Here is an 11,161-nt window from a genome sequence, read left to right on the forward strand (position 1 = left end):
CGATCGAATCGTGCCCCGGACGGATGCGGTGCCGCGTTCGTCCACCACCGGAGGCTTCGTGCAATCCACTGCCACATCCGTCGGCGCTCCGCGCGTCACGTTCTGGGAGCGTCACCAGCGCGCGATCGCGCCATGGCTGTTTCTCGCGCCCGCACTCGTACTGTTCGCCGTCTACGTCGTGGTTCCGATCGTCCGCTCGATCGGCTTCGGCTTCTATGCGTGGGACGGGTTGAGCACGCCCCACTTCGTCGGCCTGGGCAACTACCTCGAACTCCTTCGGGATCCCGATTTCTGGACTGCGTTCAGGAACAACGTCATCTGGCTGGTCGGTTTTCTGCTGGCCGTTCCGGCCGGCCTGTTCTTCGCGCTGTTCCTCAATCAGAACGTGTTCGGGATGCGGGCCGTCAAGTCGATGTTCTTCTTTCCGTTCGTGATCTCGCAGGCCGTGATCGGGCTCGTGTTCGGCTGGTTCTACGATCCGTCCAACGGCATGCTGTTCCACGTGCTCCACTGGTTCGGCATCCCGCCCGTGGCCGTGCTGTCCGACGAGCGCTACGTCACGTACGGCATCGTTGCCGCCGGGCTCTATCCGCAGATCTCGTACTGCATGATTCTCTATCTGACGGGCCTGTCGAACGTGCGGGCCGACCTGATCGAGGCGGCCCGCCTCGAAGGCGCGCACGGCTGGTCGATGCTGCGTCGCGTCGTTCTGCCCCAGTTGCGGTCCGCGACGTTCGTGGCGATCGTCGTGACGGTCGTCGGCGCGCTGCGCAGCTTCGACATGGTGTCGATCATGACCCAGGGCGGCCCGTACGGATCGTCGAGGGTGCTCGCCTATTACATGTACGAACAGGCGCTCGGCGACTACGGCTATCGCGTCGGCTACGGCTCGGCGATCGCGACGATCCTGTTTCTGCTGATGCTCGTCTACATCGGCTTCGTCATCGTTCGCGTCTACACGCAGGAAAAGGAGCTTGCCTGAATGTTTCCCACACCGATCGAACAGGCCGGCCGTTCCGCGCAATGGCTGTACCGCGCCGTGCTTGCCGTCGCGCTCGTCGTCTGGCTGCTGCCGCTTCTGGCCGTCGCGCTGACGTCGATTCGCGGGTCTGCCGACATCTTCGCCGGCAACTACTGGGGGTGGCCGAGCGAGTGGCGCGTCGTGGAAAACTATCGCGCCGTGTTCGCGGATACGCCCCTTGCGCGATATCTCGTCAACACCTGCCTGATCACGCTGCCCGCGGTGATCGGCGCGGTGGCCCTCAGCTGCATGGCCGGCTACGCGCTCGGCGTCTATCGGTTCAGGCTGAACCTGCCGGTCTTTTTCCTGTTCCTGGCCGGCAACTTCGTGCCGTTCCAGATCCTGATGATTCCGGTCCGCCTGATGAGCCTGCAACTGGGGCTCTACAACTCCGTGCCGGGCCTCGTGCTGTTCCATGTCGCGTTCAATACCGGCTTCTGCACGTTCTTCATGCGCAACTTCATCATCGAGCTGCCGCGCGAGCTGATCGAAGCGGCCCGCATGGACGGGGCGACCGAGTTCCAGGTCTTCTACAAGGTCGTGCTGCCGCTCGTGCGGCCGGCAATGGCGGCGATCTCGGTACTGGTCTTTACCTTCGTGTGGAACGACTACTTCTGGGCAACGGTGCTGGTGCAGGGCGATCACGCGATGCCGGTCACGGCAGGGCTGAAGACGCTGAGCGGCATCTGGGTCGCTCAATGGCATCTCGTCGCGGCCGGGTCGATCGTCGCAGCCCTTCCGCCTGTCCTGATCTTTTTCTTCAAGCAGAAACACTTCATTGCCGGCCTCACGATGGGGGCCACCAAAGGGTAAGACCTATGTTCGATACGAAACTCGTGTGCCTGAACGGCTCCAACGTCTGCATTGCGCTGGAGGAGTCGTCCGGCATGCCGCCGATATGGCGTCACTTCGGCGCGAAGCCCGACGAACGCGCCGGCTTCTGGCGCGCGGCGAGCGCGCGACCGCACCCGCCTACGGTGCTCGACGGCGATCCCCCGTTCACGGTTCTGCCGACGCACGGATTCGGCTGGTTTCACCAGCCTGCTCTGGCTGGAGCCCGCCCGGGGACGGACGGCGACACGGACTGGGCGCAGCAATTCCGTCTCGACGAAGTCCGCCGAAACGAACACGGCATGGTGCTGACGCTGAGCGACGAGCAAGCTGCGTTGGGCATGACGCTCGGTTATGCGATCGACCCGGCGTCGGATGTCGTGACGATGTGGGCCGAGGTGGAGAACCGCGGGGAGACGCCGTTTCGCGTGGACTGGCTTGCCGCAGCGTCGGTGCCGTTGCCGCCCGAAGCAGACCAGGTACTGGGTTTCTCCGGGCGCTGGACACTGGAGTTCCAGGAAACGCGCGAGCGCCTGGGCGTCGCGACGTGGCGCCGGGACAACCGGCGCGGTCGTACTTCCCACGACTCGTTTCCGGGCGTGATGATCGGATCGTCGCTCGGGGACGATGAAGGCCATGTTTATGGCGCGCATCTCGGATGGAGCGGAAACCATTCGATCGTCGTCGAACCCATGGCCGATGGTCGTCGGCAACTCCAGTTGGGCGAGTGGCTCGCCCCGGGGGAAGTCGTGCTTGGCCCCGGGCAACGCTATCGCACGCCGTGCGCATACCTGTCGTATGGCGAGCGTGGCCTGAACGGGCTGAGTGCCGGGTTCCATCGCTTCGTTCGCGCGAACATGCTGAACTCGCCGCAGCAGCCCATGCGCCCGCGTCCCGTCATGCTCAACACCTGGGAGGCCGTGTATTGCAAGCATGACCCCGAGGATCTCGAGGAACTGGCCCGTGCCGCCGCGCGGCTGGGAGTCGAGCGCTTCGTGCTCGACGACGGCTGGTTTCATCGACGCAACAACGATCGCGCGGGGCTGGGCGACTGGTGGCCCGATGCCGACAAATATCCGCGCGGACTCGCGCCGCTCGTCGAGCGCGTGCGCGGCCTCGGCATGGAATTCGGGATCTGGATGGAGCCGGAGATGGTCAATCCGGATAGCGAGCTGTATCGCGCCCATCCCGAGTGGGTGCTCCGGCTCGACGGAAGGCCGCTGGTGACCGGGCGCAACCAGCTGGTGCTCGACCTCGCGGAGCCCGAGGTGGAGGCGCATCTTTTCGAGCAGGTCGGTGCCTTGTTGCACGAGCATCCGATTTCTTACGTCAAGTGGGACATGAATCGCGATCTTGCGACCGCGGGCCATCGCGGCCTCGCGGCCTACCGTCGCCAGACCTGTGCGTTCTACGCGTTGCTGGGCCGGCTGCGTCGCGCGTTTCCGTCGGTGGAGATCGAGAGCTGCGCATCCGGCGGGGGGCGTGCCGACTATGGTGTGCTGGAGTACGTTCAGCGGATCTGGACGAGCGATTGCAACGACGCGCTGACCCGGATCGGCATCCAGCGCGGCTTCCTGCGTTTCTTTCCGCCCGAGGTGATGGGCGCGCACATCGGCGCGGAATGCTCTCATACGACGGGGCGACGGCATACGCTGGCATTCAGGGCCGCCGTCGCGATCTTCGGTCATCTCGGGCTCGAAATCGATCCGCGAACCTTCTCCGCCGAGGAATTCGACGAAACCCGCCGCTGGATTGCGCTGTACAAGACGTGGCGGCCGGTCCTGCACGGCGGAACCCTGCGGCAGGGACATGCCGGAAGCACGCTGTCGTGGACCCAGGCGGTCGCCGACGACGGGATGTCATCGCTGCTGGCGGTCTATCGATTGCACGAGGACGAAACGCGCTATGCATTGCCGCTGCGCATCGAGGGACTGCGGCGCGATGTCGTGTATCGCGCCCGCTTCCTTCATGTGCCCGTCGCGCCGCACTTCGTGCATCAGACCGACCTGTTCGCGGCGATGGCCGGCGAAGGAGTGGAGTGTTCGGGGGCGACGTTGCTGGACATCGGCATGCCGCTGCCGCCGCTGCCGCCCGAATCGTGCACGCTGATCGCGCTGGAGCCGGTGAGGAACACGGCGTAAGCGGTCGGTTCGACGAACCGTGCAGCGAGCGCCTGTTCGTGGCGGTTCGTCAGCAGGGGGGGCGATCTCGTGCGGATCGTCTACCCATGCTTCGCATGGCCTTCCGCGAGCGGGGTTGATCGAGTTTGCTGCACTGCACCGCATTGCGATCCACCGTCCCGCGCGACGCCGCACATGCGGTCGGATGGCGACGTACCGGCAACGGGCGTAGCATTCAGACATGCGGCCGGCCGCGATCCCGACTGACGGATCGGCGGCACACCCGATCCGGCCGCGGCCGGCCACGCATGATGGCCCGGCAAAGGAGCATCGATGCGCTCGCAAGCAATGTCCGTCTCGCTCCTGAGGCGCTATGGGATCGCGGCTGCGGTCGTCATCGCCTGCCTGATCGTCATCGGGCGCATCACCGGTATCCTGGTCGACTGGCTTTGGTTCTCGTCGATCGGCTATGCCGGCGTCTTCTGGACGATCCTGTCAACGAGGGTGCTGCTGTTCGTCGCGGTGTTCGCCGTGTCGGCGGCCGCGATCGGCGTGTCGGGGTTGCTCGCGCATCGTTATGCCAAGCCCGTCGATGTCTGGCAGGTGGAGGACACGTCGTCGACGCGTGCGGAGGAGGTGCTTCGAGCGCTGGCAGGGGAGGTCGCGTCGCGCATTCCATGGCGCACGGTCATCGCCGCGGCTGCCGTCTTCCTGGGGCTTGCGATCGCCGCCGGTGCGATGTCGAGCTGGGATGTCGCGCTGCGCTTTCTGCATCGGGTGCCGTTCGGCGCGCGCGATCCGATCTTCGGCAAGGACATCGGTTTCTATCTGTTCGCGCTACCCGCGTGGATCGTGCTGAAGAACCTGTTGCTGCAAGTGGTCGCCTGCTGCGCGATCGTCCCAGCCAGCGTCTACTGGCTGCGCGGCGACATCATGGCCCGCCCGCGGAAGGGGCTTTCGTCGGCAGCCGCCGTGCACGGTTCGGCGCTGCTCGCACTGTTCTTCCTGCTGAAAGCCTGGTCCTGGTGGCTCGAGCGCTTTCTGCTGCTCTACGACAACAACGGTGTCGTGGTCGGCGCCGGCTATACGGATGTCCACGTGATGCTGCCGGTGCTGTGGCTGCTCGTCGGCCTTGCGATTGCGTCGGCCGTTGCGATGCTGGCCAACCTGCGCCGGCCCGGCTATCGGCTGCCGGTCGCTGCGGTGCTGCTGGTGTTCGGCACTTCGTTTGCGCTGGGCATCGTCTATCCCGCGCTGTTCCAGCGCTTCTATGTCAAGCCGAGCGAGCTGCAGCTCGAGACGCCGTATATCCAGCACAACATCGCGTTGACGAGGCAGGCTTACGGTCTTGCGCAGATCGAGGTCAAGCCGTTCGCGGCCGAGCAGGGGCTGAATCTCGCGTCGCTGGAGGCCAATCGCGCGACCGTCGACAACATCCGCCTGTGGGACGTGCAGCCGCTGATGGATACCTATGCGCAGTTGCAGGAGATCAGGACTTACTACAAGTTCTTCTCCGTGGATATCGATCGCTACCGGCTCGACTCCGGCTATCGGCAGGTCATGCTGTCGGCGCGCGAGCTGGAGCAGTCGATGCTGCCGGAGAACGCGCGAACCTGGGTGAACCTGCATCTGCTGTTCACCCACGGCAATGGTGTCGTGATGTCGCCGGTCACCGAGAAATCCACGGAAGGCCTGCCGTCGCTCTATCTGCGCGACATTCCGCCTGCCGCGGATGGCGGGCCGGCGATCCGCGAACCGCGCATCTACTTTGGTGAAGGCGACCAGGGTTATGTGATCGTGAAGGGCAGCGTGCCCGAATTCGACTACCCGAAGGGAGACAGCAACGTCTACACGTCCTACAGCGGGCGCGACGGTGTCGCGATCGGCGGCGCGGCGCGCCGCAGCCTCTTCGCGTGGCAGTTCGGCGACCCCAACATCCTGCTCACGCACTACATCACGAACGACAGCAGGATCCTGTTTCACCGCAACATCCGGGACCGGATCCGCACGATTGCGCCGTTTCTCGCGCTCGACCACGACCCGTATGTCGTGGCAAGCAACGGACGCCTGTTCTGGATGCAGGACGCCTATACGACCAGCCGCTGGTTTCCGTATGCGCCGCCCGGTGTCGGCGACGGCGCCAACTACATTCGCAACGCAGTGAAAGTGGTGGTCGACGCTTACAACGGCACGGTCGACTTTTACGTCAGCGATCCTTCCGATCCGCTGGTGCGGACTTACGCGCGCATCTTCCCCGGCATGTTCAAGCCGCTCGACGCGATGCCGCAGGATCTTCAGCGGCATATTCGCTACCCGGAGGATCTGTTCCTGATCCAGGCGAACCTCTACCGCGCTTACCACATGGACGCACCGGAAGTGTTCTATAACCGCGAGGACCTCTGGCAGTTTCCTCGCGCGCTGGGCGATATCGACGGCGGTGACGCCGCGAACACGCAGATGGCGCCGTACTACACGATCATGAGGCTGCCCGGCGACGCGCAGGCCGGCTTCGTGCTGATGCTGCCGATGGTGCCGAGCCAGCGCGAGAACATGATCGCGTGGCTGGCCGCGCGTTGCGATCCGCCCGGGTACGGCAAGCTGATCGTCTACGCGTTCCCCAAGGACAAGCTGATCTACGGGCCGTACCAGATCGAGGCGCGCATCCAGCAGAGCACGGAAATCTCGCAGCAGATCTCGCTGTGGAACCAGATGGGCTCACGCGTGATCCGCGGCCATCTCGTGGTCGTGCCGATCGAGAACTCGATTCTCTACGTGTCGCCGCTTTATCTGCGCGCGGCGTCGGGCCAATTGCCCGAGCTGAAGCGGGTGATCGCGGCCTACGGCGATCGCGTCGTGATGGAGGAAAACCTGAGCGAGGCGCTCGCGGCGCTCTTCAAGGAGAAGGGACCGGGGCCGGTGGCGGCGCCGGCCCGCGGCGCGGCGGATGCGCGCGCCCGCGACGCGCTGGCCCATTACGACCGCGCGATCGAGCGGCTGAAGGCGGGGGACTGGGCCGGCTTCGGCGCGGAACTCGATGCGCTCCGGCCGTTGCTCGAAGCGCTGGGCGCCGTTCGCGCGGACAACAAGAAGTGATTGGCGCGCGGCGAGCCGTCAGGTTAGCGGCGGCGCGTGCCCATGATCCCCCAGATCCCGCGCATCGTCGTATTCCCGCGAAATATCCTTGTTCGTGTAGTCACCGAGCTTCGATGCGGCGACCAGGCTCAGCACCGCGCACACCAGCACGTACACCGCGATCGCATACCCCGAATGGTAGTAGGCGAACAATGCCGTCGCGATCAGCGGCGCCGGGCCGCCTGCAATGACCGAGGCGAGCTGATACCCCATCGACGCACCGCTGTATCGCAACCGCCCGGTAAACGACTCGGCGATCAATGCGGCCTGCGGCCCATACATCATCGAATGCGGCACCAGCGACAGCACGATGGCCGCGAAGATCCATAGCGGATTCCGGCTATCGACCATCGCGAAGTAGAGGAATCCGAACACACCGACGGCCGCCGCGCCGATCATGTACATCCGCCGCCGCCCGATCAGATCCGACACGTGCCCGAACAGCGGAATGGTGAAGAATTCGACCACGGATGCAGCCAGCACCGCCGTCAGCAGCAGTTCGCGCGTGACGCCGAGCGCCGTGATTCCGTAGGTGAACACGAACGCCGTGAAGATATAGAACGGCGCCTGTTCGGCCATCCGCGCAAACGCCGACAGCACGATATCCCTCGGCTGCTTGCGCAGCACTTCGAGCATCGGCGTCTTCTCGATCCGGCGCTCGGCCAGCAGCTTCGCGAAGATCGGCGTCTCGAGAATGTTCAGCCGGATATAGAGCCCGATCGCGACCAGCAGGATGCTGAGGAAAAACGGCACGCGCCAGCCCCACGCGAGGAAGCTGCTGCCGGAAAGCCAGCTCATGGCCAGCACGGCGAGGTTGGCGAGGAACAATCCCGCCGGCACGCCGAACTGCGGCCACGACGCGACGAAGCCGCGATGCGCATTGGTGCGCGTCCACTCCATCGACATCAGGACCGAGCCGCCCCATTCGCCGCCGACGCCGACGCCCTGGATGAAGCGCAGCACCGTGAGGAGGACGGCGCCCCAGATGCCGATGGTTGCGTAGGTCGGAACGAAGGCCACGGCGAACGTGGCGAGCCCCATCAGCAACAGGGTCACGATCAGGGTGGCCTTGCGTCCGATGCGGTCGCCGTAATGGCCGAAGATCGCGGCGCCGACCGGCCGCGCGACGAAGCCGACGGCATAGATCAGGAACGCCTGCAGCGTGCCGACGAGAGGGTGGGACTGAGGGAAATACAGCTTTGCGAAGACCAGGCCGGTGACCGTGCTGTAGAGGAAAAAGTCATACCATTCGATCGTGGTGCCAATCGTGCTGGCGATGACGGCGCGGCGCAACTGGCGCCGGGCTTCCTCGTCGGAGAGGGGCGTGGCCGCGGATTGCATGGCAGCCATTTCGATATCTCCCAAAAAAGGGCGACAGAGAAATAAACCATACGCCCGGCGATGGGTTCCGGCAAGTGCAAGCCGCGAATGGCGTGTACGGCGCCCACACCTTTCAGTCAGAAGTCCTGATATATCGCACGCTCAACCACCGGCGCGGGCATGCATGTCGATGAACGCGCGGGTGCGCGACGGCTCGGTGATTTCCGTCCATTGCAGATGCGCGTATTTCGGGTCATCGCGAAGGTTGGCGAACTTGACGCGGTTCCCGGCGAAGGTGGTGCATGACCACAGCAGCACCGAGTCCCGGGAGAAAAATGCCATCCGCAGCGACTCCCGGTTGCCGTGAGAAAGCTCGGTGCGCATGAGCCCGCGGCTTACCGTGCGCCAGAGCACCCGGGAGAACACCGTCCAGCGCCCGAAGTTGAGCCAGACGACGTGCGTGGCCCTCGACCAGAGCACATCGCGCACGGCGCTGTAGTTGCCGTCGGCGACCCATCGGTCGCCGGCCGTCGCGGCCAGCACGGCGTTCTCGAACTGTTCGGGCGGCATGGCTGTCCAGTCCGGGCCCCAGTAGAGTTGATCGAGTTCGATGTGCGGGTAGCCTGCAGCCGCCGCCAGTGCACTGGCGAAGGTGGATTTCCCCGACCCGCTTGTTCCGACGACGACGAAGCGCATGTGTTTGACCGCGGTCGAATCTCGAAGCCGCGTATTGTGCCTCATGTGTCGAAGCGACGGATCGTCGTCGATCGGTTCCAGGCCATTCGAGAATCGCCTGATGGATTCCGCCATAAGAGGCCGGCTCAAAAACGCTTGAGACGTTTTTTATTTTCCTGGCGGGCAGGCAGCCAGGGAAAATTCCGCCCGAATTGAATAGCAAGAAACGGAATGTTTGCGCGGCTGGATGCGACCAGACTAAGCACTGATCAATCCGGACATGAGAAAAGACAATGAACGTGCTTGCAAACAAGGTCGCCATCATCACCGGCGCCAGTTCCGGAATTGGACGCGCGACCGCGTTGCTTTTCGCTCGCGAGGGCGCGGCGGTGGTCGTTGCCGCCCGTCGCAAGGCTGAGCTGGAAAGCCTTGTGAAGGAAATCACCGCACATAAAGGAACGGCGGTATGCGTCGCGGGCGACGTCAGGGACGAGACTTATGCGCAGACGCTCGTGCAGACGGCCGTTGACCGCTTCGGTGGCCTGGACATTGCGTTCAACAACGCGGGGACGCTTGGCGAAATGGGGCCCACGCCACACATATCCGAAACGGGTTGGGGCGAGACGATCGATACCAATCTCACGAGCGCGTTCCTCGGTGCGAAGCATCAGATCCCGGCGATGATGCTTCGTGGCTCGGGAAGCGTCATCTTTACTTCGACTTTTGTCGGGTACACGGTCGGCTTTCCCGGCGTCGCGGCCTACGCCGCCAGCAAGGCAGGATTGATCGGATTGACCCAGTCACTCGCCGCGGAGTTTGGGCCGAGGGCCATTCGCGTCAACGCAATCCTTCCTGGTGGAGTCGACACCCCGATGGGGCGCGCAATGAGTGCGTCGCCCGAAGCAATGGCTCATGTGGCGGGACTACATGCGCTCAAACGTATTGCCACGCCGGAGGAACTCGCGCAGTCGGTCCTCTACATGGCTTCCAGCGCCTCTTCGTTCATGACCGGCGGGGCGCTGCTGGTTGACGGGGGGGTATCGATCAATCGCACCTGATGTTGGGGCTTGGGACGCTTTAAACGGCCCGGAAACGAATTCAGGAACTTCGACGTGAACGCATCGGCCCGACGAATCGCAGTCGCGGTGACCGGCGCGGGCACGTCGGCTGGATCGACGTGGAGGGGCGCGGTCATTCTCGCGTCGCCAGCGGCAACTTCCCGTGATCGATCGCGATCCCGATAACGGCCTCCAGGCGTCGGCCCGCCGCTTACTTCCCGCCGCGCGGCGCGCGCCGCGTTTGCCGGGGCCGCGCCGCGGACGGCGCATTTTCGGCGTCGTCGCCTTCCGGGAGCACCAGATCTTCCATCAGCGCCAGCGTGCGCAGGCAGAACTCGTTGCCGGCCTCGCGCTCGGCTTCGGAAAAATGCGCCATCGCGGGTGCGATCGACGATTCGTTCGCGAGCTTCACGACGGCCTTGTCGACGACGTCGAGACCCTTCCTGGTCAGGTGGACGATGAATCCGCCGCCATGGCCCGGATCGGGCTGGCGCTCCACCATCCCGAGGCTCGCGAGGCGGTCGATCTTCTTGGTGATGGCGCCCGACGTCACGAGCAGCGCGCGGTACAGATCGGTCGGACGTTTCGCGTACGGGTGCCCGCTGCGGCGCAGCGCGAGCAGCACGCGCATGTCGGATCCGCTGATGCCCCACATGCGCTGGCACATCTTGTCGAACGACTGCTCGACGAGCGTGCCGATCCGCATGAAGTAGATCGCCAGCAGGAAATTCGACAGATCGAGATCGCTGTGCTCGTGCTGCCACTGCAGCGTGATCAGTTCGATCAGGCTGTGACGCGGCAGATTCGCCTTGGGGGCGAATTCCGTCTGCGCCGGCGTTGTTTTTGTGCCGGTTCGGCTGCGGGCGGGCTGCTTCGCGTCTGCGGTGCTCATCTCGATGGCTTCCTTGGAAGGGCGTGCGACCGGGTCGATCGTAACGGGGCTATGACCGGCGTCGCTGTCCGCCATTGTACGTAAGTTTCCCGGTCGCACGTCCGCATGCATC

General features: G+C 64.5%; 8 protein-coding genes. 5 read left to right on the forward strand and 3 right to left on the reverse strand.

Annotated features, from left to right (window positions below; all coding sequences use genetic code 11):
• The first annotated feature begins 58 nt into the window (after nucleotides 1-58).
• From OEJ37_RS09505 to OEJ37_RS09520, 4 genes are all read left to right on the forward strand, one after another.
• A complete protein-coding gene (locus OEJ37_RS09505) occupies nucleotides 59-982 on the forward strand; it encodes a carbohydrate ABC transporter permease (protein ID WP_263344118.1) in 924 nt (307 codons plus the stop codon).
• Nucleotides 983-1,834, forward strand: a complete 852-nt coding sequence (locus OEJ37_RS09510) for a carbohydrate ABC transporter permease (protein WP_263344120.1) — start codon at nucleotides 983-985, stop codon at nucleotides 1,832-1,834.
• A gap of 5 nt (nucleotides 1,835-1,839) precedes the next feature.
• The gene (locus tag OEJ37_RS09515) at nucleotides 1,840-3,993 is read left to right on the forward strand and encodes an alpha-galactosidase (RefSeq protein WP_174417038.1); all 2,154 of its coding nucleotides are present in this window, start codon (nucleotides 1,840-1,842) and stop codon (nucleotides 3,991-3,993) included.
• 312 nt (nucleotides 3,994-4,305) lie between these two features.
• Nucleotides 4,306-7,065, forward strand: coding sequence for a UPF0182 family protein (locus OEJ37_RS09520; protein WP_263344123.1), 2,760 nt, complete (start codon nucleotides 4,306-4,308; stop codon nucleotides 7,063-7,065).
• Between the two features lie 18 nt (nucleotides 7,066-7,083).
• Here OEJ37_RS09520 and OEJ37_RS09525 read toward each other — a convergent pair whose 3' ends face one another.
• Nucleotides 7,084-8,454 carry an MFS transporter gene (locus OEJ37_RS09525; protein WP_174417036.1) on the reverse strand — a complete coding sequence of 457 codons (1,371 nt, stop codon included), beginning with the start codon at nucleotides 8,452-8,454 and terminating at the stop codon, nucleotides 7,084-7,086.
• Between the two features lie 132 nt (nucleotides 8,455-8,586).
• Nucleotides 8,587-9,120, reverse strand: a complete 534-nt coding sequence (locus OEJ37_RS09530) for a toxin (protein ID WP_263344162.1) — start codon at nucleotides 9,118-9,120, stop codon at nucleotides 8,587-8,589.
• Between the two features lie 272 nt (nucleotides 9,121-9,392).
• On the opposite strand from OEJ37_RS09530, the gene OEJ37_RS09535 reads away from it, so the two are divergent.
• The gene (locus tag OEJ37_RS09535) at nucleotides 9,393-10,157 is read left to right on the forward strand and encodes an SDR family oxidoreductase (protein ID WP_174417034.1); all 765 of its coding nucleotides are present in this window, start codon (nucleotides 9,393-9,395) and stop codon (nucleotides 10,155-10,157) included.
• Nucleotides 10,158-10,368: 211 nt separating this feature from the next.
• Here the strand turns inward: OEJ37_RS09535 and OEJ37_RS09540 are convergent, their stop codons facing one another.
• Nucleotides 10,369-11,160: a MarR family winged helix-turn-helix transcriptional regulator gene (locus OEJ37_RS09540; protein ID WP_263344124.1), complete on the reverse strand. Its 792-nt coding sequence runs from the start codon at nucleotides 11,158-11,160 to the stop codon at nucleotides 10,369-10,371.
• Nucleotide 11,161: the final 1 nt, after the last annotated feature.

Source organism: Burkholderia sp. BKH01 (assembly GCF_025685725.1).
Lineage (GTDB): Bacteria > Pseudomonadota > Gammaproteobacteria > Burkholderiales > Burkholderiaceae > Burkholderia > Burkholderia pyrrocinia_C.

Excerpts from the sequence above, each read along its gene's own strand:
- OEJ37_RS09510 (WP_263344120.1), top strand. The coding sequence starts at position 983 with ATGTTTCCCACACCGATCGAACAGGCCGGCCGTTCCGCGCAATGGCTG.
- OEJ37_RS09515 (WP_174417038.1), top strand. The coding sequence starts at position 1,840 with ATGTTCGATACGAAACTCGTGTGCCTGAACGGCTCCAACGTCTGCATT.
- OEJ37_RS09520 (WP_263344123.1), top strand. The coding sequence starts at position 4,306 with ATGCGCTCGCAAGCAATGTCCGTCTCGCTCCTGAGGCGCTATGGGATC.
- OEJ37_RS09525 (WP_174417036.1), bottom strand. The coding sequence starts at position 8,454 with ATGGCTGCCATGCAATCCGCGGCCACGCCCCTCTCCGACGAGGAAGCC.
- OEJ37_RS09530 (WP_263344162.1), bottom strand. The coding sequence starts at position 9,120 with ATGCGCTTCGTCGTCGTCGGAACAAGCGGGTCGGGGAAATCCACCTTC.
- OEJ37_RS09535 (WP_174417034.1), top strand. The coding sequence starts at position 9,393 with ATGAACGTGCTTGCAAACAAGGTCGCCATCATCACCGGCGCCAGTTCC.
- OEJ37_RS09540 (WP_263344124.1), bottom strand. The coding sequence starts at position 11,160 with ATGCATGCGGACGTGCGACCGGGAAACTTACGTACAATGGCGGACAGC.